General features: G+C 40.3%; 20 protein-coding genes and 1 riboswitch. Of the genes, 16 read left to right on the top strand and 4 right to left on the bottom strand.

Annotated features, from left to right (window positions below):
- Window positions 1–202: 202 nt before the first annotated feature.
- From ACVBAX_RS18455 to ACVBAX_RS18385, 15 genes are all read left to right on the top strand, one after another.
- Window positions 203–8,842: an Ig-like domain-containing protein gene (locus ACVBAX_RS18455; protein WP_447118305.1), complete on the top strand. Its 8,640-nt coding sequence runs from the start codon at window positions 203–205 to the stop codon at window positions 8,840–8,842.
- A gap of 3 nt (window positions 8,843–8,845) precedes the next feature.
- Entirely contained in the window at window positions 8,846–9,412 is a 567-nt protein-coding gene (locus tag ACVBAX_RS18450) for a class D sortase (RefSeq protein WP_447118304.1), read from the top strand.
- 134 nt (window positions 9,413–9,546) lie between these two features.
- Window positions 9,547–9,733, top strand: a riboswitch (cobalamin riboswitch).
- A 201-nt stretch (window positions 9,734–9,934) separates the two neighbouring features.
- Window positions 9,935–10,900, top strand: a complete 966-nt coding sequence (gene cbiB / locus ACVBAX_RS18445; protein ID WP_447118303.1) for an adenosylcobinamide-phosphate synthase CbiB — start codon at window positions 9,935–9,937, stop codon at window positions 10,898–10,900.
- On the top strand, window positions 10,875–11,954 hold the full coding sequence (gene cobD / locus ACVBAX_RS18440) for a threonine-phosphate decarboxylase CobD (protein WP_447118302.1): 1,080 nt from the start codon (window positions 10,875–10,877) through the stop codon (window positions 11,952–11,954). The genes cbiB and cobD overlap by 26 nt, the downstream gene beginning before the upstream one ends.
- Complete coding sequence (locus ACVBAX_RS18435; protein ID WP_447118301.1) at window positions 11,933–12,541, top strand: bifunctional adenosylcobinamide kinase/adenosylcobinamide-phosphate guanylyltransferase; 609 nt, start codon at window positions 11,933–11,935, stop codon at window positions 12,539–12,541. Before cobD ends, ACVBAX_RS18435 begins: the two co-directional genes overlap by 22 nt.
- Window positions 12,522–12,953 carry a bifunctional adenosylcobinamide kinase/adenosylcobinamide-phosphate guanylyltransferase gene (locus ACVBAX_RS18430; RefSeq protein WP_447118332.1) on the top strand — a complete coding sequence of 144 codons (432 nt, stop codon included), beginning with the start codon at window positions 12,522–12,524 and terminating at the stop codon, window positions 12,951–12,953. The genes ACVBAX_RS18435 and ACVBAX_RS18430 overlap by 20 nt, the downstream gene beginning before the upstream one ends.
- 25 nt (window positions 12,954–12,978) lie before the next feature.
- A complete protein-coding gene (locus ACVBAX_RS18425; RefSeq protein WP_447118300.1) occupies window positions 12,979–13,470 on the top strand; it encodes an ECF transporter S component in 492 nt (163 codons plus the stop codon).
- A complete protein-coding gene (locus ACVBAX_RS18420) occupies window positions 13,467–14,177 on the top strand; it encodes an ATP-binding protein (protein WP_447118299.1) in 711 nt (236 codons plus the stop codon). The genes ACVBAX_RS18425 and ACVBAX_RS18420 overlap by 4 nt, the downstream gene beginning before the upstream one ends.
- 21 nt (window positions 14,178–14,198) lie before the next feature.
- Entirely contained in the window at window positions 14,199–14,819 is a 621-nt protein-coding gene (locus tag ACVBAX_RS18415) for a histidine phosphatase family protein (protein WP_447118298.1), read from the top strand.
- A 186-nt stretch (window positions 14,820–15,005) separates the two neighbouring features.
- Window positions 15,006–16,550, top strand: coding sequence for a cobyric acid synthase (locus tag ACVBAX_RS18410; protein ID WP_447118297.1), 1,545 nt, complete (start codon window positions 15,006–15,008; stop codon window positions 16,548–16,550).
- The gene (cobA, locus tag ACVBAX_RS18405) at window positions 16,547–17,329 is read left to right on the top strand and encodes a uroporphyrinogen-III C-methyltransferase (RefSeq protein WP_447118296.1); all 783 of its coding nucleotides are present in this window, start codon (window positions 16,547–16,549) and stop codon (window positions 17,327–17,329) included. Before ACVBAX_RS18410 ends, cobA begins: the two co-directional genes overlap by 4 nt.
- 127 nt (window positions 17,330–17,456) lie before the next feature.
- Window positions 17,457–18,233 carry a type I 3-dehydroquinate dehydratase gene (gene aroD, locus ACVBAX_RS18400; protein WP_447118295.1) on the top strand — a complete coding sequence of 259 codons (777 nt, stop codon included), beginning with the start codon at window positions 17,457–17,459 and terminating at the stop codon, window positions 18,231–18,233.
- A gap of 126 nt (window positions 18,234–18,359) precedes the next feature.
- Entirely contained in the window at window positions 18,360–18,821 is a 462-nt protein-coding gene (locus ACVBAX_RS18395; RefSeq protein ID WP_430775020.1) for a MarR family winged helix-turn-helix transcriptional regulator, read from the top strand.
- Between the two features lie 3 nt (window positions 18,822–18,824).
- Entirely contained in the window at window positions 18,825–21,860 is a 3,036-nt protein-coding gene (locus ACVBAX_RS18390; RefSeq protein WP_447118294.1) for an MMPL family transporter, read from the top strand.
- Between the two features lie 56 nt (window positions 21,861–21,916).
- Window positions 21,917–22,189 (top strand): hypothetical protein, encoded by a 273-nt coding sequence (locus tag ACVBAX_RS18385; RefSeq protein ID WP_447118293.1) that lies wholly within the window; start codon window positions 21,917–21,919, stop codon window positions 22,187–22,189.
- A 33-nt stretch (window positions 22,190–22,222) separates the two neighbouring features.
- Here the strand turns inward: ACVBAX_RS18385 and ACVBAX_RS18380 are convergent, their stop codons facing one another.
- Window positions 22,223–22,357: a hypothetical protein gene (locus ACVBAX_RS18380; RefSeq protein ID WP_447118292.1), complete on the bottom strand. Its 135-nt coding sequence runs from the start codon at window positions 22,355–22,357 to the stop codon at window positions 22,223–22,225.
- A gap of 196 nt (window positions 22,358–22,553) precedes the next feature.
- Between ACVBAX_RS18380 and ACVBAX_RS18375 the strand changes: the two genes are divergently transcribed.
- Window positions 22,554–23,414, top strand: a complete 861-nt coding sequence (locus ACVBAX_RS18375) for a GNAT family N-acetyltransferase (protein ID WP_447118291.1) — start codon at window positions 22,554–22,556, stop codon at window positions 23,412–23,414.
- A gap of 25 nt (window positions 23,415–23,439) precedes the next feature.
- On the opposite strand, the gene ACVBAX_RS18370 is transcribed toward ACVBAX_RS18375, so the two are convergent.
- The 3 genes from ACVBAX_RS18370 to spoIIP are packed head-to-tail and all read right to left on the bottom strand — an operon-like array spanning window position 23,440 to window position 25,554.
- Window positions 23,440–24,189, bottom strand: a complete 750-nt coding sequence (locus ACVBAX_RS18370; RefSeq protein WP_430775025.1) for a (S)-benzoin forming benzil reductase — start codon at window positions 24,187–24,189, stop codon at window positions 23,440–23,442.
- Between the two features lie 59 nt (window positions 24,190–24,248).
- A complete protein-coding gene (locus ACVBAX_RS18365) occupies window positions 24,249–24,437 on the bottom strand; it encodes a hypothetical protein (protein ID WP_447118289.1) in 189 nt (62 codons plus the stop codon).
- The gene (gene spoIIP / locus ACVBAX_RS18360; RefSeq protein WP_447118288.1) at window positions 24,430–25,554 is read right to left on the bottom strand and encodes a stage II sporulation protein P; all 1,125 of its coding nucleotides are present in this window, start codon (window positions 25,552–25,554) and stop codon (window positions 24,430–24,432) included. Before spoIIP ends, ACVBAX_RS18365 begins: the two co-directional genes overlap by 8 nt.
- Window positions 25,555–25,763 lie beyond the last annotated feature (209 nt).

The raw sequence follows: 25,763 nt of genomic DNA, 5'->3' as shown, positions 1-25,763 counted from the left end.
TTTAAATTATTTAAAAATTTTAACAAATAGAATGAGACTTGTAAAGAAAGATGACAGAACATTGATTTGGTAGATTTTGAGCGAAGGGGAAATTTATGAATAAATAATAGCTTTTCCACACTTCCTACCGTATTGATAGTACAAAATACCTATGATACTATTGGGATATTGTATGTTGAAGAATGTCGAAAAGAGGCAGAGTATGAGGAAGAAATGGTTAATGAAATGCAGCAATATTTTGGTTGTAATAGCATTACTAGTGACTCCATTAAGTAATGTTGTATCAGCGGTGACTACAGATGCGGGCACACCCATTACAACCCAATTTATCCCTTATGAAAACAGTGAGGGACAAATCATGTACGATCCTACCAATGAGCCAGGTATTTCTCCAGATGAAGTAGATTTTACTAGCGGGAACGATGGCCGGAATGAGGTAGGAGACAAGCCAAGCTTTTATGTGTATGGAGACTCGGACAATCTTTATTTTCGCATGAGATTGTTAGGGGATCCATATGATCGCAAAGGTGGCTTTTTATCATCGGTCTGGAATGTGGATATTCTAGTAGATGAGTCGCACCGAGCAACCGTTGGGATTGATGGGAAAAGCCCACATGAGGACTATCTGTTTGTAGCTAGTCCTGACAAGGAAAAGGTATTGAAGGTAACAACAACAGACTCAACAGGTTCTGCTGTTCCCGGAACTAGCATTTCGGATGCAGAAAATGGACATTATTTTTTAGATTTTAAAATCCCGATTTCAAAAATAAAAGAAATCATCCCTGATTTAGATACGAGTAAGCCGAACGTATCATTTGGTTTTAATACCTCTAAATCTGCTAATCTACGAGTTATTAATAAGGATGGATTAGAAGCAGCTGAACAGGGCGCAAATGTGAAGCTTGTGCCGTTTGGAATTTATAAGCCAACAATCCTGTTTGATCCAATTATGACATTTGACGATCCTAATCCGGCTATTAGTGGTATTACGACAAATGCGGTAAATGGTAGTACGGTCACGCTTATGGCAAACAGTAAAACCTATACTGGAACTGTAATGGAAGGTAAGTGGAGTATCCCAACGGATTTACCAACTGGAACCTTTAATGCCACTGCCACAGTTATGAACGAAGAAGGCAATATGGCAACAGCGAAGAGTACGATACAAATAGGGAAAGAAATTTCTATTGATGGACCTGCTGTTGAAAGGCTTTATAAATTTCCCGTTAACGTTACAGGAAAATTCCTTAACTCAGATAGTGGGAATAAACAAGTAGAACTTGTAATTACGAATGTTACCAAAGGAGGAACTGTAACATCCAAACCTGTTAACCCCTCAAGTAACTTATGGACAGTTCCAACAAGTTTTGCAAATACAGCAGAGTTGGGTGAGTATACTTTACAAGCCTCTGGGAGATCAACTGGGAAAGATTCAGTTCCCGTTGAAGCAAACAAAATAATCCATATTATCCCACCTCCAACAATCACCACTCCTGTTGTAGAAGATGGGAAATTAGTTGTAAAAGGCACAGGAGAAAAAGGAGAAACAGTTGAGCTATGGGTAGATGAAGTTCTCTACAAAAGCGTTAAGGTAGATGATACAACAGGCGATTGGACAGCTACTGTTGACACGCAGCTTTCACTAGGAACACATACATTTCTAGTAAAAGCGTATGACGATCACTTAGCCGTGGGGCAATCTCTTCCTGTAACATATCAAACTAGTAATATCACTGTTAGCATCGCAAATGGTGATTCAACCGTATCAAACGATCCTACCCCAACCATATATGGAAAAACATCCGTCTCCAACAATGGAATAGTAGAGGTATCGATTGATAATGGTCCAGCTCTTACAGCGATGGTAAATAACGGGAAATGGAGACTTCCTTTACAAACGGCTTTAACCGAAGGATCTCATGAGATTTCAGCGGTTGCGAAAGAGAACGGCTTAACCTCTGCACCCGATACACAAAATTTACTATTGGACTTAACAACTGGGGTTACACTAGTGTCACCGACAGAGTACTCAAAAACTAACAACATATTCACGGGTACTGGGGAAGCACTAGGTGATGTGTCAATTCAAGTAGATGACGGTCCAATTAAAATTATTAATCTAAAAGATGTGTCAGAAACAAATACAAATTGGACATTCCAAACGGGTGAATTGGCATATGGGACGCATACAATTACCATTTCTGGAATGGATGAGCTTGGAAATACGAAGCAAGTAAATAGAGAAGATGCGAAAATCACCCGTGAATTCACCATTATAGATCCTACGAAGCCAGTGCCTTCAAATGACAATGCGTATACAATTAAAAACCAAGCAAAATCAGGTGAGTTAGTTGTTGCTGATCAAAATATCGAATCACTTCTATACACGATCAAGTCAAATGGTGAAAAAGGGACAGCAACGATTGATGCGACAGGAAATTGGACCTATGAGCCCAATCTTGATCAATTAGGTGAGGATCGTTTTATAGTAGAGGTCACAAACCAAAATGGGAATAAAGCAGAAGCAACAATCACAATTCAAATTTTAGAATTGGATGTGGCTATCAACGGCTTACCAGGCCTACGTACCGATGACCATACACCAAGTTTTACTGGAACGGCTAAGAAAACAATAAATAGTGTTTTAACTGTTCAACTTTTATCAGAGGAAGGTACGGAAGTGACTAGTGCTGAAGTTTCCATGACGGAAAATGGCGACTGGCAATATGTTACACCAACGCTTACGGCAGGGAAATATACACTAAAAGCTGTTATTAGAGATTCAGAGCTTGGAACACAGGAGGTAGATACGAAGAGTTTTACCGTATACGATGCTTCTTATAAAGTTACTTTGGTAGCTACCCCTGAGAAAGTTGTAGCGGATGGAGTATCCAAAGTGACGCTGAAAGCCGTAGTGACTGACCAGGACATGATGCCAGCGGCAAATGAAACGGTCAAATTCGCTGCCGAACAAGGGCAGCTTACAGCTACAGAAGCAAAAACGAATGCTTATGGTGAAGCAACGGTAGAATTAATCACTCCAGACTATTTCGGAAAGACAACGAGTCAAACCGTTATAGCAATGGCGTCTGTTAATAATGAAGAAAAGAAATTACAGGCAGAAGCACCTTATTTACTCACTTTTGTACCTGCATTCGTGAAAGGAATAGTACTTGATGCCATTACAGGGGATCCGATTACGGAAGCAAGTATACGTGTAAATAAGACGTATGAAGATGGTGAAATTTTTACGTATCAGGGTAAGACAGATTCGCTTGGGAATTATGTTTTCCCGGTAAAACGCGGGAACACCTCTTATGACGTTGAAATCAGTGCTACTACTACTGTAGAAGGTAGAGAGGTACCTATTTCCTTTATTCAAAGTGTGAAGGTTGATGGAGGAGAAGAAACAGATTTTGAGAGGAAAGCGGAACGCACAGTGTCAGGTAAGGTATTTGTCATAAACCCCGAAACTGATGCTCTTCAAGATATTAAGACAGCACTAGGAGACGTTTCGATTGTCCCTGAGATTGAGCATCCTACCGAGAATATACAGATTGTCCCAACAGAGTCTGGTCAGTACAAGGTGACAGGTGGAGAAATCGGAAAAACATACAATGTCAGATTTACTATTAAACATAAAGATGACATTTTTGCTGGGAAAACAGTAAAAATCAAAATTCCTGAAGACGGACAGGCTACGATTTTACCAATCTTAATTGATCCATATGGTACCGTAACAAATGCGAAGACAAACGAAATCATTGAAGACGCAGAAGTTACTTTATATTGGGCTGAAACGGAAAGAAACAGACTAGCCGGAAGAGTGGCAAATACGAAAGTAGAATTACCAATCATCGAAGGTTTTGCACCAAACAATAATCAAAACTCTCAGTTCACCTCCACTATAGGCTCTTATGCCTGGATGGTTTTCCCTGAAGGAGACTATTATATCGTCTCGAACAAAGAGGGTTATTATAGCTATAGTAGTTTAGAAGAAGGAAGAACGGCACCAGCCAAAGAAGGCGAAGATAGCTTTGTAGAAGATGGAATAATCCGTGTTGGATACTCGATGGTGAATTACGATTTCAAAATGGAACCACTTCCTGTGAAGGAGCCAGAGAGTAAAAATGAAGCTCCTATTGTGACAAATGACGAAGTAACTACACTCAAACATACAAAGGTTGAAGGAAGCGCACAAGCTATTGATGCAGAGCAGGACCTATTATCCTACACCCTAGGTACAGATGGACAAAATGGAAAAGTGACAGTTACAGCAGATGGTGCTTGGACATATGAGCCGAATCTAGACTTCGTTGGTGACGATGTTTTCACGATCCTTGTGAATGATCAGCATAATCAATCTGTACCTTTAACGGTGGTTGTTCATGTAGTAAAGCCAAACCTCATCATTACCATTGATGGTGGAGCGGAAGATCGTACGGTTGATCACACGCCACTTTTAAAAGGAGAAGCATTAGGGATGCTTCAAGGTAATGTAGATGTGGTTATTAAGGACAAGGAAGGTAACACGATTGAAGCAGAAAGTGTTCCAATTGAAAATGAAAAATGGACCTACCAGTTGAAAACCGAGACAAACCCTGAAGAGTACCTAGTGGAGGTAACTCTTAAGGACAGCTTTTACAAGGAACAAACAAAGACGGAGCAAGCTCTCACAATTGTACAAGTTCCATTACAAATGAACTTAACTGCCACTCCACAATCCGTCTTGGGAGATGGAAAAGCAGAAGTTAATTTAAAAGCTGTCATCACAGATGAATCAAACGAACCTATTGTAAACGAAAAAGTCACCTTTAGAACGGAATTAGGGACCCTAAAGTCAACTTCCGTCATAACAAATGAAAAAGGTGAAGCAACTGTTATTCTAGTTGCTCCAAAATTAACGGATGAAATAGACCCATTCAATAACCTAATCACCGTATCTGTCCACAATCCGGACAAAGGCCTTGTGGATCATGAATCTATTAATCTAGAGTTCATCCCAAATAAAGCACCGGTTGTAACAGATGACGAAGTAACGACCCTTAAAAATACGGAAGTAACTCAATCATCTAACGTATCAGATAAAGAAAATGATGCCTTGACGTATAAGGTAGGAACAAACGCGCAACACGGCCAAGCGACCGTAACATCATCTGGTACTTGGACGTACAAACCAACCCAAGACTTTGTGGGAGATGACTACTTTACTTTGTTAGTAAACGATGGAAATCATGAAGACGTTGAGTTAAAAGTCATTGTACATGTAGTAAAACCAAATCTCGCGATCACAATTGACGGTGGAGAACAACAAACCACTGTAGACAGAACACCGCTTTTAACAGGTGAAGTAAAAGAAATGGTGGAGGGCAAAGTTACCGTTGTTATGAAAGACAAAGACGGTAGAGTGATCGAGAATTCGACGGTCCCTGTTGTAAATGGAAAGTGGTCGTATCAGGTAGAGAAGGAGCTTTCACCAGCAGATTTCCAGGTAGAAGCTAATCTAACGGATTCTTTCTACAACGAAACGGTAAAAGATAAACAAACACTAACAATCGCGTACATCCCTTTACAAATCGAACTCACCGCAACACCAAACTCGATTGTAGGAGATGGGAAAACAGAGGTTACACTTAAGGCAGTTATTAATAATGTCTTTGGTGAACCAATTGTGAACGAAAAGGTTTCTTTTAATACTGAACTAGGTACTTTAAAGTCAGCAGAAGCAATAACCAATAATAAAGGTGAAGCAACAGTCATGTTAGTCGCTCCAGATTTAACGAACATGACGGACCCAATCACTAACGTAATCACCGTATCCGTCCACAACCCAGACAAAGGTCTTGTGGATCATGAATCTATTAATCTAGAGTTCATCCCAAATAAAGCACCGGTTGTAACAGATGACGAAGTAACGACCCTTAAAAATACGGAAGTAACTCAATCATCTAACGTATCAGATAAAGAAAATGATGCCTTGACGTATAAACTGGGAACTGGTGCAGAACACGGTCTAGTAACAGTAACCACTTCAGGAACGTGGACGTACAAACCAACCCAAGACTTTGTGGGAGATGATTCCTTTACTATTTTAGTAAACGACGGAAATCATGAAGACGTAGAGTTAGAAGTCACTGTACATGTAGTAAAACCAAATTTCTCGATCACAATTGATGGTGGAGAACAACACACCACTGTAGACAGAACACCGCTTTTAACAGGTAATGTAAATGAAATAGTTAACGGAACAGTGGAAGTATCTATTGGAGACAAGGCTGGTCAAGAAGTTGAAAAGGCAACGGTCCCTGTAATAAATGGAAAGTGGTCCTACCAAGTACAAAAGGAGCTTTCACCAGACGAATACCAGGTAGAAGCCAATCTAACAGACTCTTTCTACAACGAAACAGTGAAAGATAACCAAACGTTAACGATTGCGTACATTCCCTTACAAATCGAACTCACCGCAACGCCAAGCTCGATCGTAGGAGATGGGAAAACGGAAGTCACACTAAAAGTAGTAATTAAAAATAGCCTTGGAGAACCAATCGCAAATGAGAAGGTGGTCTTTGATACCGAACTAGGCACCTTAAAGTCAACAGAAGCAACAACCAATGACAAAGGTGAAGCGACTGTGATACTGGTGGCTCCGGATTTAACAGGTGAAACTACGACAATAAATAATAACATCACCGTTTCGGTTCACAATCCAGACCAAGGTCTTGTAGATGATGAAACAATAACCATTTTCTTCATACCAAACAAGGCACCAAGTGGTACAGATGACGAAGTAACGACCTTGAAAAACACAGAAGTTTCGCGATCAGTAAAGGCAACTGACAAAGAGAGCGATGCCTTGACGTACAAGGTAGGAACTAACTCTGAGCACGGCGAGGCAACAGTAACTGCATCCGGCACTTGGACCTACAAGCCAAATAAGGATTTCGTGGGAGATGACTCCTTTACTCTTTTAGTAAACGATGGATATCATTCTGATGTAGAAATGATAGTCGTGGTCCATGTGGTAAAACCAAATCTAGCCATCACGATTGACGGTGGAGAAAAACAGACCTTTGTAGACCGAACCCCATTGTTAACTGGAGAAGTAAAGGAAGCGGTAGAAGGAAAAGCAACAATCGTTATTCACGATATAAACGGGGAAATGGTTGAAACGGCTCCGGTGAACATAGTAAATGGCAAATGGTCACATCAAGTAACAAAAGAACTGATACCTGCTGATTATGAGGTGGAAGTCACGTTAACTGATACGTTCTATAATGAAACGACTAAAGACAATCAAGTGGTAACAATCGCAAATCTTCCCCTACAAATGGAACTAACGGCAACACCAAGCTCGATCGTAGGAGATGGGAAAACGGAAGTCACACTAAAAGCAGTAATTAAAAATAGCCTTGGAGAACCAATCGCAAATGAGAAGGTGGTCTTTGATACCGAACTAGGCACGTTAAAGTCAACAGAAGCAACAACCAATGACAAAGGCGAAGCGACTGTGATACTGATTGCCCCAGACTTAAGTGGAAACCTGCAGTCCATTGTGAAAAAGGTAACCGCATCAGTTAACAATCCCGACAAAGGCTTAGTGGATTCAAAGTCGGTGAATATTACCTTTGTTCCAGCAAGAGTATCAGGCCAAGTTATAGATTCTGTTACAAAAAAACCAGTACCTAATGCAACGATTACAATCAAGGAAGATTTTAATAAAGATGGTGTTGTTGACTTTGAGACAGTGGTAAAAACAAATGTCAACGGTGAGTACGATATTGTCGTACCGAAAGGAAACTGGAATTACAAGCTACAAATTACTACAACGATGACGGTTGAAGGAGTGGAAGTTCCTGTAACATTCACACAGGATGCAAACGTAGGAGAAACTTCTGGTACAGGTGAACAACTTAAATCAGACCACACGGTTATCGGGCAGCTCTTTATGGAAAATAAAGAAACCGGTAAACCAGAAAGTATCACTTCGATGGTACCGGGTGCAAGATTTACCGTACAACCAGTTGACGGTGTAAATATAGACATTACTCCTACAGGACAGTACATCATCACAGGTGGAGAAAAAGGAAATTCATACACTTTTGCAGTTACTGTAATAGTGAAAGACAAGGATGGAAATGATGTGATTCTTGCAGGTCAAAAAATGACTGTAACGATCCCTGAAGATGGGGTTGCATCCATTGAGTCGACCTTAATTGATCCATACGGAATTGTTCGTGACCCAGATACGTTAGAGCCAATTGAAGGTGTCGACATGCAACTTTACTGGGCTGATACGGAAACGAACAGAAAATATGGAAGAGAACCACATACACTTGTTAATTTACCAATATTAGAGGATTTTGCACCGAACCAAAACCGTAACAATCAATACACAACAAGTGATGGCCAATACGCGTGGATGGTTTTTGCTGACGGTGATTATTACATCATCGCTAAAAAGGATGGTTATCCGGTTTATGATAGCCGAATTGAAGGTAGAACCGTTGAAGCACTTCCTGGTGAAGACAGTTATATCACAAATGGAATTATCCATGTTGGACAGACGATTGTTGAATACAATATGAATATGTTCTCTAAACTGACTGAAACGATAGAAGAACCACCTGCTGTTGAGAAGCCTACTACTGAGGAAAGCAACCCTGTTGCAGAGGCTCCAATTCAGAAAGAGACACCTGTTAAAGAGGAAGCTACACCAGTGACGAACTTGCCAATCAAGGTGTTGCCAAAAACAGGTTCTCCTTTTACAACATGGACACTTCTAATGTTAGGAACGGCATTCGTTGTTCTTGGACTAGTGGTCAGAGGAAGAAGGAAGGTATAAAAGTTGAGAAAATGGATCGGAAATGTACTGTTAGCATCAGGGGTATTTGTTTTAGCTTACGTAGGTTTGCAGCATGGATACCAGTTCTATCTTGAGAAAAAGATACTTTCCGAAACAATCGACACAGCGGAGGCACTTTTGCCTTCTGGTGTTGTAACTAATCAAAAGAGTGTGTTGAACGACATGAGGCTCGTTATTCCAAAGCTTTCACTCGATATTCCCGTACTAGAAGGGGCAACAAAGGATAATCTCCGGGTTGCTGTCACTCATCTAGAAGGAACGGGACGAGTTGGGGTAGAGGGGGAAAACAGTGTAATCCTTGGACATCGCTCGTTTGTCACTGGAGAGTTCTTTAGTGAGCTTGATAAGCTAAAAGAAGGGGATACATTTTCAATCACCTCCTCATCTATTCAGTTTGAGTATGAGGTGATCGAACAAAAAATCATTGAACCCTCCGATCTTAGTGTTCTTTCTGCAACACCGGACGAGTCACTTGTTACGCTCATCACCTGTCACCCAAGGTACTCAAGCAAGCAGCGACTCGTCGTTATTGCCAAGCAAAAAGGATAGAAAAGTCAGAGTATGGTAGAAAGAAATTTCTATCATACACTGGCTTTTTATTCATTTGTTACAACAATTAAATTAATGTAATAGATTACCTTGTCATTCCCTGTTTACAAGATTAGTATTAGAATATGAAAAATATATATTGTGCAAGAATAGGCGTACTTCTTTTTTAGAAGTCTAGGGAAGTTGGTGAAAGTCCAACGCGGTCCCGCCACTGTATATGGGAGCATACTGTAAAAACCACTGTGCAATAAAGAAATGCATGGGAAGGTACAGAAAGCAATGACCATGAGCCAGGAAACCTGACTATCTCTTGACACCGTGTACCTACGAGGATAGGTGGTGTGGTCGGTTTCTTACATAAGGAAGAAGCTTATTCCAACATCTCCATTTCTATGTGGAGATGTTTTTTTATGCAAAAGTGGGCCAGTTTCATCCTCCGTAAGCTGGTGTTGCTACGCAACTAAGGCTTTCTTCGGGTGGAAACTGTCCAACTTGTTAAATATTTATGAAGGAGGGTTTATCATGTTTCTTCAACATTTATTCGCAATGACGATTGCTTATTTTATTGATTTACTTCTCGGTGATCCCATCGATTGGCCACATCCGGTGAAGTGGATCGGAACACTGATTTATAAGCTCGAGAAAAAGTGGAATAAAGGAACGCGGAAAAAATGGAACGGAATCGCTATGGTAGTTACGCTTCTCTTGCTCGTCGTGGGGATTACGATCCTAATTACGATGTTAGCTTATCAAGTTCATTTTATGGTCGGAATTATGGTTGAAGCGGTGATCATTTGGACGACGATTGCACAAAAAAGCTTAAAGGAAGCAGCGATGACGGTGTATGGTCCGTTAAAAAAGGGAGATCTAGTGGAAGCTCGTCACAAGCTATCGTATATCGTTGGTCGTGACACGGATCAACTTGATGAACAGGGTGTGGTTCGCGCGACAATTGAAACGGTCGCAGAAAACACAAGTGACGGAGTAACAGCTCCACTTTTTTGGGCGTTACTCGGTGGGGCGCCCTTTGCGATGTTATACCGGGCAGTGAATACTTGTGATTCCATGGTTGGTTATAAAAATGAAAAATATATGGAGTTTGGCTGGGCATCGGCAAAGCTTGATGATTGGTTAAATCTGATTCCAAGTCGCCTAACCTCTATCTGCATGTTGTTCAGTAATAAGCCAGTTCAATCGACTGTTAAAGAGTCAGCTAAAATTGTTCTCCGTGATGCCAAAAAACATCCGAGTCCAAACAGTGGATGGGGAGAAGCAGCCGTAGCTGCCTTACTTGGGATTCAGCTTGGAGGCATCAACTTTTACAAAGGCATTCGCTCCGATCGAGCCAAAATGGGAGAACCCTATTTTCCTGTTACTGGAGAGCATATTTTACAAACCAATGGTATTTTAACTCGAACAGTACTCACATTTTTACTTTTATTATGGATTGGAGGGATGATCGTTGAAGTGGCCTACGCACGGATCTAATCCACAATTTTTATATAAAGCACTTCATCTTGACATGCCTGAATCAGTGATTGATTTTAGTGCCAATATTAACCCGCTCGGCCCACCAGCCATAGTAAAAGACAGGTGGAATGAGCTGTACTCGCTTGTATCTGATTATCCCGATCCAACGGCAGAAAGGCTCACAGGTTTGCTTGCAAAGAAAGAAAGCGTAAGAAAAGAGCAAATCTTAGTGGGGAACGGAGGGGCGGAGCTTATTTCTTTGGTCGGACGACTGCTCTCTGGTAAAAAAGCGCTTATCGTACAACCAGCCTTTTCCGAATACGAAGAAGCATGCCGAGTGAATCAATGTGAAGTACGCTATCACCTGATGGATGTTGACAGCTGGGAATTACGTTTAGATGAATTACTAGTGAACTTACGTGAAGTAGACGCTGTATTTCTGTGCAATCCAAACAATCCAACGGGAATGTTTTTTCCGAAACTAACGATTGAGATTCTTGCCCGTGAATGTGCTAAATATGAAACCATGCTTATTGTCGATGAAGCCTTTTACGACTTTGTGTCAGAGTACGAATCAACCGTTTCCTGCCTTCAATCCTGCGAGAACATGATCATTCTTCGTTCGATGACAAAAATGTTCAGCATTCCAGGGATACGACTTGGGTACATCATTGCAAATGAAGCAATGCTTTCAAAGCTTAGGTCTAATAAACCGCACTGGAGTGTTAATGCGATAGCCATGAAGGTGGGGGAATGGTGTTTGTCAGAAGAAGACTATGTAAAACAAACCATTCATCTAATAAAAAATGAACGGGAAAGGCTTATGTCTTTTTATCGTGAAAATGAGTTTTTTTACTCCCCTTCATACGTAAACTTTTATTTATTAAAAGATGACAAAATCCGCGATCAATTTCCCTTTTTCCTTTTTTTAATGAAAAAGGGGATAATTCCACGGCATACAATGAATTTTCCTGGACTAGACGGAAAATGCCTGCGACTGGCAATTAAGGGGCCGACCGAGCATGAAAGGTTATTAGAGGTGATGAAGGAATGGCGGAAGCTGGACAGCTGATTTTTATCAGTGGTGGTGTTAGAAGTGGAAAAAGCAGTTTTGCTGAGAAAACAGCCATGGAGCTAACAAAGAATACTAAAGGAAATCTCCATTATATTGCTTCTGGAGTTGCCTTTGATGCGGAAATGAAGGACCGAATTCATAGACATCAAGTACAAAGAAATGAAGGGGAGCAACAATGGACAACATGGGAGGAGCCCTACTTTTTACATAACCTCTCCACTTTTTTTCAGCCGAATGATATTGTGCTCTTTGATTGCCTTACGAATCTATTAAACAATCGTTTGTTCCAAACCGAGGAGAGACTGATGGACCCGTCTTTTCATGAAGAAATCAAGAAATCGATCATAGAGGGGATCCTTTCGATACAGAAAAATTGTCATACCCTCATCGTCGTTAGTAATGAAATCTTGAATGAACCGATTTACTCTAGTGACCTTGTTCTTGTGTACGCAAAGCTCCTTGGCAGGCTAAACCAACAGGTCGTTTCAATGGCAAAGGAAGCGGTTCTAGTTGAAGCAGGAGTTCCGATTTATATGAAAAAGGAGGGTGATGAGGTTGCACTTCGTGATGGGTGGAGCATGTAACGGAAAGGCCGATTGGGTACGTAGCCATTACGACATGTGTCAGTATCCGCTAGAAAGTTGGATAAAGGCTTATGATTGCTCGTATTACGACTGGCTTAGCGAAGATTTTGCCGCGTCCTTAGTGGTGGTCGAAGGAATCGAGTATTGGATTAGGGAACTATCGCTTCAGCATGAATCGGATACAGTAAGAAACATATGGAAAGAAACAATGCAGAAATGGGATTGTTGGGAAAAGGATGGTTGGAAGAGAAAGGTCGTTATCATTGGTTCAGATATTACAAGAGGAATTGTCCCTGTTGAAAAAATGGATCGAAAATGGCGCGATGATGCGGGATGGACGTTTCAGGATACGGTCCAATTATGTGATCGAGTGGATCACATCTGGTACGGAATTGGTCAACGTGTAAAGTGATTATAATCCAAAAGGAGGAAGAAAAATGAAGGTGACAAAAGTAACATGGATGGCTGTATTTATAGCTTTAACCGTTGTAGGAGGTGCGATAAAAATTCCAGCAATCATTGGAAGTGTCGCGCTTGATTCGTTTCCAGCAATAGTGGCTGCCGCGCTTCTAGGTGGAATTCCGGGTGCAATCGTCGGTGGATTAGGACATATGGTCTCTGCGTTAATTGGAGGAATGCCTCTTGGGCCGATGCATTTTTTAATTGCTATCGAAATGGCCTTGTTAGCATGGGTATTTGCGTATTTTTATCATAAAGGAAGCAAGTGGACTGCTTCTATCTTATTCGTGCTAGGAAATACCTTTGCAGCACCACTGCCATTTATCTATTTAATTTCAAAAGCATTCTATGTAAGTATGGTTCCATCATTACTGATTGCATCTATTCTTAATACCGTTTTAGCTGTGATCGTTGCGCCTCGGTTAGCTAGCATAATGAAACCAGCCGTAGCGGGGAAATTTCAAAAATGAGAGATGTCCAATTGCTTAAAATGGGAAAAGAAACCCTTGTGGTAGCTTCTGATAATAGCGGGGCGATCGGATTAAAAAAGCTCGATGCGGTAAAAGTTCCTTACGATATTGTTGGTTATTATACCTTCCGTGTGGCAGCGATGGAATGCTACTCGGCGGGAGCTATTCCCGAAGCAGTGATCCTTCAAAATTTCTGTGGAGAGGGAGCGTGGGAAGAACTCGTAAAGGGAATAACAAGAGGTCTACTTGAGTTTGAATTACCAGGCATTCCGATCAATGGAAGCACTGAAAGTAACTTTTCACTTGTCCAATCTGCCGTTGGGTTAACGGTATTAGGAAAAAGAACAAGTCATGCTCCCTTGAGCGCAACTCCCTTTCTAGAGGATACGAAAGTGGCAGTTATTGGTCTTCCTCTTGTTGGAAATGAAGTAATAGAGCAGGAAACCGAAATAGCTCCATTACGATTAGTGAAGGAGCTCTCAGAACTAGAAGACGCTGTCTTATTGCCTGTTGGCTCAAAAGGAATACTTTATGAAATGAATCGTCTCTTTTCAAACCGAAATTTTTTAAAAAATGAAGTGAAGAGTGTGATCAATTTAGAAAAAACATCTGGACCATCTACCTGCTTCCTGATCGCATTTCCAGCTGAGAAAGGGCATATGGTGAAGGAACTCTCAGGACATTATTATCATGAAGTAACTTTTTAAATCGAGTAGGGAGTGACCAAAATGGTTGATTTATATATTGCTAGGCATGGACAAACCACTTGGAATGTACAAAAGCGAATGCAGGGCAGCTTGGACTCCTCCCTTACAAAAAAAGGAGTGGAGGATGCTAAACGATTAAGAGACTACTTAGCTGATACGCCTTTTGATAAGGTAATTTGTTCACCCAGTGGAAGAGCGTATACCACCACGAAGCTTGTCCGACCATATGAAACAAATGTGACAACAGATCCGCGCCTAATGGAAATTCATCTAGGGAAATGGCAGGGAAAAACGGATGATGAAATTCATCGTGAGTTTCCGTTGGAGTATGATCATTATTGGAATGCTCCAGAGCGTTATTACAACGATGGAGGAGAAGCCTTTACAGATGTGATTACAAGAGTGGAAGACTTTCTTCAAGAAATAGAAAGAATGGACGGTGACGGAAGAGTGCTAGTTGTCACTCACGGAGTAACCATCATGGCATTTTTATCTATCGTGAAAAAACATTCACTAAATAAATTCTGGTCTGCTCCCATCTGTGAGGGAACAAGTTTAACCTTGATACGGCTGGATAAAGGGGAAAGAAAGCTCCTGGTTGAGGCGAGTATAGAACATCTCTCACTAGTATCCGTATATTAATCATATTTGTGAGAAATTTATAGGCACCTGGATTTTTTTATAAGGGAATCCTGGTGCCGTTTTTATCGACGAGTGAATGGAATATGGAAGATATTCTTACAGCTTGCTGTACTCAATTGAAGGAAAATGGAAGAATCGTTGTAAATGGAAGAATACTTTTTATTTCATGATGTAGGGGGTACATCTATGCGTAGAGCACAATCCATTATGGTTCAAGGAACACATTCAGATGCAGGAAAAAGTGTGATATCAACAGCTCTTTGCCGAATTTTTTCGGATATGGGCTATAAAACAGCACCATTTAAATCTCAAAATATGGCGTTAAACTCTTATATTACGTTGGATGGTAAGGAGATTGGGAGAGCTCAAGGAGTTCAGGCCGAAGCCGCACGAACCATAGCGACTACGGATATGAATCCAATTTTAATCAAACCATCTAGGGACTATGAGGCACAGATCGTTGTTCATGGGAAGCCGTATAAAAATATGCAAGCGGGAGCTTATCGGCAAGATTTTTTCCAACAAGGGCTAACTTTAATTAAAGAGGCGTACGAGCAACTTGATCAACAGTTTGAGCGAATTGTGATTGAGGGAGCGGGAAGTCCAGCTGAAATCAATCTAAATGACCGTGAATTAGTAAATATGAGGGTCGCGAATTTGACGGAATCACCTGTTATCTTAGTAGGTGACATTGAGCGTGGCGGAGTGTTTGCGAGCTTGGTCGGAACTCTGCAGTTAATTGAAGCGAGTGATCGGGACCGAGTGATAGGGGTGATTATCAATAAGTTCCGGGGAGATGTAAGCTTACTCGAACCAGGTCTTGATTGGTTTACCGAGTATACTGGCGTGCCTGTTCTAGGAGTCGTTCCCTATACGAACGTGAAGGTGGATGCAGAGGACTCCGTTGCCTTAAAGCAATACAGCACAGAAAGAAATTCAGCGAAAGAAATAGATATTGCAGTGATTCAATTTCCTAAAATATCAAATTTCACAGATATTGACCCATTCTTATCCGAAGAAGACTGCCATGTACGCTTGGTCTGTAGCAAGGAAAAGCTTCAAGACCCTGATCTGCTTATCTTGCCTGGCAGTAAAAATACCATTGAGGATTTGATGTTTCTTAAGCAATCGGGATTGTATGAAGAAATTCAGAGGCTTTCGAAAAATGGGAAAACGATGGTGTATGGAATATGTGGAGGCTACCAAATGCTTGGAACAACGGTCGAGGATCCAGAGGGTATTGAATCCAAGGTATCAATCGAAGACGGTTTAAACCTATTGCCAATCTATACAACCATCACATCTGAGAAAACGACCACCCTATCAGAAGGGACCATTCAAATAAATGAGCAAACTCATAATGTGGAAGGATACGAGATTCATATGGGAGTTACGACGTTTCTAAAGCCGTGTACACCATTAATTACTCATGGTACAAGCACAGATGGAGTGATAAGTGAAAATCAACAAATTATAGGAACGTACTTTCACGGAATCTTTGATAATGACTCGTATCGTTCAGCTATTATAAATCAAATTCGGAAAGTTAAGGGGCTAGAAGAAAAACATGACCGACCTTCCTTTCGCTCCCAACGTGAGGAAGCGTACGACCAGCTGGCTGACCATGTAAAAGAACATATCAATCTATCATTTATAGAAGAAAAGATGCGCGAGTATTACGAAAAGAAGATCCATGCAGACATTCAAACAGCGATGGAGGGAACTCGATGAAAAAAGGAAAGGTCTATCTTGTTGGAGCAGGTCCTGGTGACCCGAAATTACTAACTTTGTATGGGCTAGAATGCATTCAGAATGCTGATGTTATTTCCTATGATCGGTTAGTGAATAAAGAATTACTGAAACATGCAAAAGAAGACTGTGAACTAATTTACAGTGGGAAAAGACCGGGTAAGCACCATTTGATTCAAGATGAAATCAATCAACTACTTGTGGATCAGGCGATGAAAGGGAAAATTGTAACCAGGTTGAAGGGCGGAGATCCATTTGTATTTGGTCGTGGAGGAGAGGAAGCAGAGTTTTTAGCCAAACATGGGATTCCTTTTGAGGTGGTCCCAGGAGTAACAGCCGGAATCGCAGCTTCCGCTTATGCAGGTATTCCTGTCACCCACCGAGATTATGCCACCTCATTTGCTATGGTAACGGCACATGGGCGAGTGGAAAAGGGAAGTGAATTTTTAAATTGGGAGGCTCTCGCTAAAGGGATTGATACGATTGCTTTTTATATGGGTGTAAACAATCTTTCTAATATTTGTGAGAACCTAATATCTCATGGGAAAAAGGCAACAACACCGGTCGCAGTCATTCATTGGGGGACAACCTCTGTTCAAAGAACCGTGACAGGTACGTTGGAAACAATTGAAGAGATAGTGAGTAAGTACCAAATATCTCACCCTTCTATCATTCTAGTGGGAGAGGTTGTTCAATTGAGGGAGAAGATCCAATGGTTTGAAGAAAACCACACTGAAGCGCTAGCTATGGCAATGGGGTAAGGAATGCAAGAGCAGGGAACTGCATGACGGAAAAAGGGTACTCTTTTTTGGGGAGTATCCTATTTTTTTGTGGTCATGAAGAGCAGTTGTAGGATAAAGTAGAGGGAAAGAATGGAGGGATCGTTGCTTGGGGAATTTTATTACGGTAAAAAATATTCGTATTGGCGTAGGAACACCGAAGATTTGTGTACCTATGACAGGGAGAACAGAGGCAGACCTTTTAGCAGAGGCAGATCTTATTCAATTAAATAAGGATTTTGTCGATATGGTTGAATGGCGGGTAGACTTTTTCAATGATAGTGAAGACCTCAGTAAGGTGATGACTACACTATCAACTATCTATCAGCGTTTGAAAGAGCTTCCTCTTGTTTTTACATTTCGAAGCCTAGAAGAGGGTGGGGAAAAGGAAATTCATCCTTCCTATTATTTCGACTTGAATGAAGCGGTAACAAAGTCAGGTTTGGTAGATTTAGTAGATATTGAGCTACGTCATCGAGATGAGGATATTAGTCAGATTCTCTCCATCATTCATGAGAATGGTCGATTAGGGATCCTTTCTAGCCATAATTTTGCCTCTACACCATCTAAGGATAAAATGGTGGGAATTCTTGAGCGCGGTAAGAAGCTAGGTGGAGATATTCCCAAAATAGCAGTGATGCCGACCTCTGCTAGAGATGTGCTAGCACTGTTGGAAGCGACTGTTGAAATGCAAGAAAAGCATCCAGATACTCCGATTATCACCATGTCTATGGCGGGGCAAGGCGCCATTAGTCGCCTATCTGGTGAAGTATTTGGATCAAGCGTGACATTCGGAGCGTTAAAGAAAGCATCAGCACCAGGACAAGTAGAAGTAACTGACCTCAAACGAACACTAGAAGTCATTCATCATAGCTTACAAAAGTAACGAGCCAATTTTATTGGTTCGTTTTTTTTATTCATTGACACAAATATATGTCTCCATTATGATATTTGAGTAGATAGTTAAACAGTTGAACAATTAAATGATGAAACTATTTTTAGAGGTGATAGGGTGCCAGACCAGCATATTAAAGAAGTGGTAAATAAATATATTTCTCTATCTTTTTCCGTTAATAAGATAGGGGAAGCACTTGTTAAGGAGCAGCTTGATTGTGACCTAACAAGTGAGCAGCATTATATGTTGCGTTACATTTATCAAAATCATTCTTGTACATCGTCAGAGCTTGCTGACGTTTTTTCTGTGAAAAAGAGTGCGATCACTGCCATTATTACTCGATTATGGACGAAGGGTTTTATAAAAAGAACGAGAGATGAAAATGATCGTCGAGTGGTGTACTTAACGTTAACGGATAAAGGCAACGAGCTTTATTTAGAAACGGAAGCTAGAATTCATAAATTGGTGGAGTCGATTATCACGAAATTCGACCAACACGAAATCGAAATGTTTATTCAATCATACGAGAAATTGCATGATGTACTTTTAGAAACAAAGAAGAATCAACTGGAGGATTAGCCCATGTATGCGATTATTAAAAATAAGTGGTTAGTGTTAGTGGCATGGATTGCTCTAATTGTTGGACTATTCATGCTAGCTCCCAACATGGCCGACCTTGTTCGTGAGAAGGGACAAATTGATGTTCCAGAAGGATATTCCTCTTCACTAGCGTCTGACATTATGGAAAATGTCCAAGAACAGGAAGGCGGAGGAGATGATACGCAGGTCGCCCTCGTTTTTCATAGTGAGGAAAAATTAACGGATAAAGAAATACAGGAAGCTGAAAAAGCGATTCGGGCACTTGAAAACAAAAAAGAAGAGCTTGGGATTACAGAAATTCTAACTCATTTTAATGAGGAGATTCTAGAAGAACAGTTGGTATCAAAGGATGGAAAAGCAATTCTTACCTCGCTATCCATTGAGTGGAAGGATCGTGAACCAAAAGAATTAAGTGAAGCCCTTTATGAAACGATTGAGGATGTGAAGGTCGACCACGATTATACGAGTAACTGGTTAATCAATGAAGACTTAATGACAAGCTCTCAAGAAGGACTAAAAAAGACAGAAGGAATAACAGTTGTATTTATTTTAGTCGTATTGCTACTTGTATTCCGTTCGGTGGTAGCACCGGTCATCCCATTGTTAACGGTTGGGTTCTCCTATTTAGCGGCTCAATCGATTGTCTCGATTTTAGTAGATAAATTGGATTTTCCGGTTTCGAGTTATACACAGATTTTCCTTGTGGCAATATTATTTGGAATAGGAACGGACTATTGTATCCTGTTACTAAGCCGTTATAAAGAAGAACTTACACATTACGAAAATCGTGCTGATGCGATCGTAGCGACGTATCGTAATGCCGGCCGCACGGTATTTTTCAGTGGATTAGCTGTTATGATTGGTTTTGCTGCAATCGGATTTTCAAAATTTGTGCTTTATCAATCAGCAGCAGCTGTTGCGGTTGGAGTAGGACTTTTGTTGATTGCCTTGTTTACGATTGTTCCATTTTTTATGGCTGTACTTGGTGGAAAAATCTTCTGGCCTTCAAAGAGTACGGCGGAACACGGAGAAAGTAAATTCTGGGGTGTAGTTGGTCAATTTTCTCTGAAGCGTCCAGTGATTGCACTTCTTATAGTAGCAGCTGTTTGTGTACCGTTCTTGGTCACATACGATGGTAAACTTTCTTATAATTCTCTAGAAGAAATCAGTGGAGATGTCCATTCTATTCGTGCCTTTAATGCCATTGCTGATGGCTTTGGACCGGGGGAATCGATGCCAACCCAAATCGTTTTAAAAAATGATGAGGCAATGGATTCGATGGAATATATTAATTTAGTGGAAGAAATTAGTAAGCAGTTAGCACGCGTACCACTAGTAGACACCGTTCGTTCGGTGACACGACCAACGGGTGAACCGATTGAAGACTTTTTAATCGCGAAGCAAGCTGATACGTTACAAGAAGGACTTGGAGAAGGAAAAGAGGGTCTTGATCAAATTAGCTCAGGTCTAAAAGAAGCAAGTGATGGTCTTGAGAGTTCGGCACCACAACTTGAACAGGCAACAGCCGGGATTGGGGAACTCGTAACGGGTACATCACAGGTTCAGTCAGGATTAACTGAAATTCAAACAAACTTAGCAAAAATTGAAGATGGTATACGTCAAGGAGCAGCAGGTTCTGCTCAAATCAAAACAGAGCTTGGAAACGTGAAGTCTGGTGCGGAGCAGCTGTTAGCGGAGTATAAAAAGCTTGCTGGCGTTTATGGACAAATGGGAGCTGGTTTAAACGAGCTTTCTGCCGCACTTGCTTCTACTGAACAGTATTTTACCGCTTTAGAAAGCAGTTATCCTGCGTTACAAATGGATGAATCTTATCAAAGATTAAAGGGAACGGTTCAAACGGTTCAGCCGCAATTAGCTGGAGTAGCTAGTGGCATGGCTGAGGCTAATGCTGGATTTGCCGTCATTAATGAGAACCAACAGAAAATTGTTTCTGGTTTAGAGCAGTTTATCGTTGGAATTGACAAACAGCTTGCCGGCCTCAATCAGCTTGCAAACGGTCAAGGGCAAATTGTAGATAATATGCCAAAGCTAACTTCTGGCTTAGCAGGAATTCGTGACGGTCAACAGCAGCTTGCAGAGGGCTTTGGTGAATTAGGTGGTCAATTAGGTCAACTAACAGATGGCTTGAACCAAAGTGTGGATGGCTTAAATCAAATTTCAGATGGATTAGGCTCGGCACAAGACTATATTAAAGGTCTTTCTGAAAACGACAATGGTGCGTTCTATCTACCACCTGAGGTTCTTGAAAGTGAAGATTTTGTGCAGGTATTGGACACCTATATGTCTAATGATCGTAAAGTAATGACGATTGATGTCATACTCGAAGCAAATCCTTACTCCAATGAGGCCATCAATCAAGTGGATAAACTAAATGAAGCGGTCAAGAGTGCCACAGCGAATACGAAGCTTGAAAATGCCGTGGTTGCCGTTGGTGGAGTGACAAGAACAAATGCTGACCTTGATGCCATTTCAGGAGAAGATTACTCGCGAACTGTTGTGCTGATGTTAGTCGGGATCACCATTATCTTAGTCATTCTGTTCCGTTCAATGATTATGCCAGCGTATATCATTGCATCGTTGATTTTAACGTTCTATACATCTATGGGAATTAATGAAGCGATATTTGTTAACCTCTTAGGTTATACAGGAATTAGCTGGGCCGTACCATTCTTCGGCTTTGTTATCTTAATCGCACTCGGAGTTGACTATAGTATCTTCTTAATGGACCGTTTTAATGAATATAAGGACATATCCATTCGGGAAGCAATGCTTGAATCAATGAAAAAAATGGGAACGGTGATCATTTCAGCAGCTGTCATCCTAGGTGGAACCTTTGCTGCGATGATGCCTTCAGGAATGCTATCCTTACTACAAATTGCATCCATCGTATTAGTAGGATTATTCCTATATGCCCTTGTGATTCTGCCATTATTTATCCCGGTTATGGTAAGAACATTCGGAAAAGCCAACTGGTGGCCGTTCTTACGGGGAAAATAAATTAGTTTGTAGGAATCCCGCCATGGTTGGCGGGGTTTTTAGTAGGAAATAAATCAATGGATAAGAAAAAGGAGTGGAAAGATACTATACATGAGGTGAGTGAATTGCAAAATAAAGAAAATGAAGTGGCAGCCATAAATGATGCAAATATTGAGCTGACAGAAAGACTTGAGGATAGTGATGTACACTCTTCAAGTCCTGGTGACACGGAAGCAACGAAAGCAAATTTGGAAATTGATAAGGCATTTTCCCATGATCAAACAGCCGACCCTCTTCCCACCTATGTTATGTACAACACACCAGCGATCAAGATTAATCCAAAAAGATAGGTGCTGAAGAAATTCAGCACCTTTTTTCATGTCTTAATCAAGATCTGTCTTATCGTTTTGATCCTTATTACGTTTGTTTCCTTTGCTATTGTCGCCACTTCCTTGTAAGACGCCATGGTTTTTAGGAGAATTTTGGTTATTACTGCCCTTATTATACTTTTTAGTCATGTTATGAGCTCCTTTCAGAATACCTTCGATGATAGTTTGGCTCACAATGGGTTCCTTCAACCATGAAAAAAGAAAAAGACCTCCACTACTGGGAGGTCAAAGAAAAAGGGGGAATTACACTTGTACTATTATCATCACCAATGTGTTACCATTTTATACATGTATAGGAAAAAATTTTAATTATTGGAGAAAGTATATGGAATTCGTAAAGAATTACAAAGACCAAATGACTCTTCGGCACAGTTTTAATGACCTTGCATTATCGACCTTTGGTATTCAGTTTGAAGATTGGTATAAAAAAGGCTACTGGAATGAGCGGTATATTCCGTATTCGTTTGTCGTTAAAAACAAGATAATTGCCAATGTGTCGGTGAATGAACTAACTCTTCTTATAAATGGGAGAATGAAAAAAGCCGTACAAATTGGAACGGTTATGACTGACGAACATTTTCGAAACAGAAGGTTATCAAAGGCTCTTCTACAAAAAGTGTTTGAGGATTATGACAAACAGGTAGACCTCTATTATTTATTTGCGAATCATACGGTTCTGGATTTTTATCCGAAATTCGGATTTAGTCGAAGAAAAGAACATCTTTTCAGAAAAGAACTCCCAACAAAAACACATGATAAAACGCTCAGAAAGATAAACCTAGAAAAAGACCTCTATTTACTCGAAGACTACAGTACCAATAGAAAGCCATTGTCACAAGCATTTTCAAGTTTGCATACAGAAGGAATTAACTTTTTCCATTTTCTTCATGTGTTTTCAAACGATCTTTATTATGATGAATCAACAGAATCGATTCTTATTTATAAAGTGATCAACAGTGATATTCATTTATTTGATTGTATAAGTAAAAGAGAAGTAGTCTTAGATGAGCAAATTCAAGCATTATCATCGTTAGCGGAAAACGTGTATCTTCATTTTACACCTGATCAACCTGAAAATTACAAAGTTCATCCAATAAATTCGACTGATGATGTACTGTTTGTGAAAACCTCTTCTCCTTTTGAATGGCCTGATTATTTTAAGCATCCAGTTACAAGTCAAGCATAAAAAAAGTAGCTTCTGTAAACGGAAGCTACTTTAATAGATTATTCACGCTATAAATTTTTCCGTTTTCAACCTCTTCAGTAAGAAGCAAATCAATGAGTGCATCGGCAACAATTTTTGTACTTCTTAGCATCCCATTTTCTTTATAGGCAATAAATTTATTTACTTCTTGGAAGGCATGTTCCGTTGAAGAGCGAATGACTCCTTGCATATCAGTATCCATAATTCCTGGACTATAGCCAATAATCGTTGCATTGCCTGTATGATTTTGTTCTACTGCGACAGTTTTGGTAAACATATTTAATGCTGCCTTTGTGCTACAATACACACTCCATCCTTGAACCGGCCTTTCGGCAGCACCCGATGTAACATTAACAACGGTTAGCTTTGTTCCGTTTGCCTTTTGTAAGAAAAGGTTAGTCGTAAACATCGGAGCAGCAACATTGAGTTGAAGGGACATTTCAATTGCCTCATGATCTAAACTCCCCACTCGGTCAATCGGTTCAACCACACCTGCGTTATTAACGAGTAATACTTCATTGTCTTTACTAGAAAAAATGATCTCGGCAACTGTAGAAAAGGTTTGTTCGGTGTCTCTACTGTTCGTCAAATCACATGTTAGATGCTTATAAAATAATTCATTTTCCAAAGCAAGCTGTTTAAGTTCAGGATTTTCATTTCTAGAAATAGAAATGAGCCCGAATTGTTCCTGTAGAACTCTTTCGGCAATCGAGGCACCAAGTCCTTTGGAAGCCCCGGTAACAACTGCATATTTCATCGCAACACGTCCTCTCATTATATGAGATATTTTACCATACCTGATAAAAAATCATCACATCATAAGTCTTTTTCTGATTGCTGAAATTTGAGGAGCTGATCCTCAATTAAAATGTAAATCGAGGTAATAATGCCAGCTGAAAGCCAAGCAATCGTGATTAAGTGGTAGCCCAAAATGAGATACAATAAAAAGGATGAAATAAAAGTGAAAAATAAATAGTGGTGAGGGAGAACATGATATTTATCCATTGACCTTCTCTGCCTTCCAATAGTATTCACTAAAGATCTCTGCAAAGGCTTCAATCGTGTTGTACAGCTCGGTTAAGTTATTATCTACTCCGCCAAACTCTACGAGAATCGACCCGGATGATAAATCTTGATTGTAGACTCCGTTTCCTTCTGTTAGTCCTTTTGCTAGAACACCGCGACTCAGATTCGGATATTTTTCATCAATCATTTCATTTAATTCAGTTGCCACTTTTAGATTTTGTTCGTAATTTTTATTTGCCTTTCCGACTACAAAGAATAGTCTTGCGTAAGATTTGCCATTAATCACCTCTGTTGTTTTGTCTTTTCGAAGCGCGTCACGGTGAATATCGATGACGTAATCGATACCATCATTTCCTCCAAGCGCCTCTTGGACGAGTTTACGGGAAAGATCGTAGGAATGATCGGTTGTTAGATTCTTCTCCTTTAATAGGTTAGGCATGCTTGTTGTATCGTGAAGAACACTAATGCCATTCGTATTTAGTTCCTCTGTAAGCTTTTTCCCGACTGCAATAATATTTGCTGATTCATTGTTACTCGTAGCTTCTTCAGGTTCCTTGGCATTTTTCAATAATGGTAAAAATGATTCCCAGCTATGTGTATGATAGATAAATACACTTTTCTTTCCTGCTACAACTGGGGTATTGCCACCTTCAGCCTCTTTTAGCATTTCCTTTGCTATTTCTCTTTCTTGTAATAATATTTCTACCGGTGGAGCGGATTCGATCGGAAGATTAGTGAAATTCGTACCGCTACCAGCAACTACGATATTTGTATCAAACACGGAAAATCCAGGGAGTTCTCTTCCTAGAAACGTTCTTGTATCCTCTGGTTGAATATTAGTTGCGAGTTTGAGAGCGAGCTTTGATAAGGAAGAAACGGTTATACTCGCTTTTTCGTTATATATATGGTGGTTTTCCGATTTTACAAAATAAACAAGCCATTCATGTGTGTCAATATTCGAAATCCACTTTTTGACGGTTTCAGAAGTAAAAGCATTTGAGTAGGTTGTTGCGATTCCTGCAAATAAGAACGTAGCTAGCATGATAGCCAACCAGCCCTGAAAAAAGGTCCAAAATGATAGCTTTGAAGACTTCATGTCAACACCTCCATAGCTACTATATGAGCCTATCCACATTTTCAGAAGAAAAAAAGGAAACAAGCATGTCATTTACAGTGTTAGAAATATCAGTTTCTCACTTTTTTCACATTTGTACGGTACATTAGTTACAGGTCTGATATGTAATCATTCCCAAACAAGAAAGAAGAGTTGTGCTTTATAAGAATTAAAAATATAATGGAGAATTG

This window comes from Robertmurraya sp. GLU-23 (genome assembly GCF_052983275.1).
The sequence above is the reverse complement of the archived record's forward strand: the minus strand, read 5'-3'. Positions and strand labels throughout refer to the sequence as shown.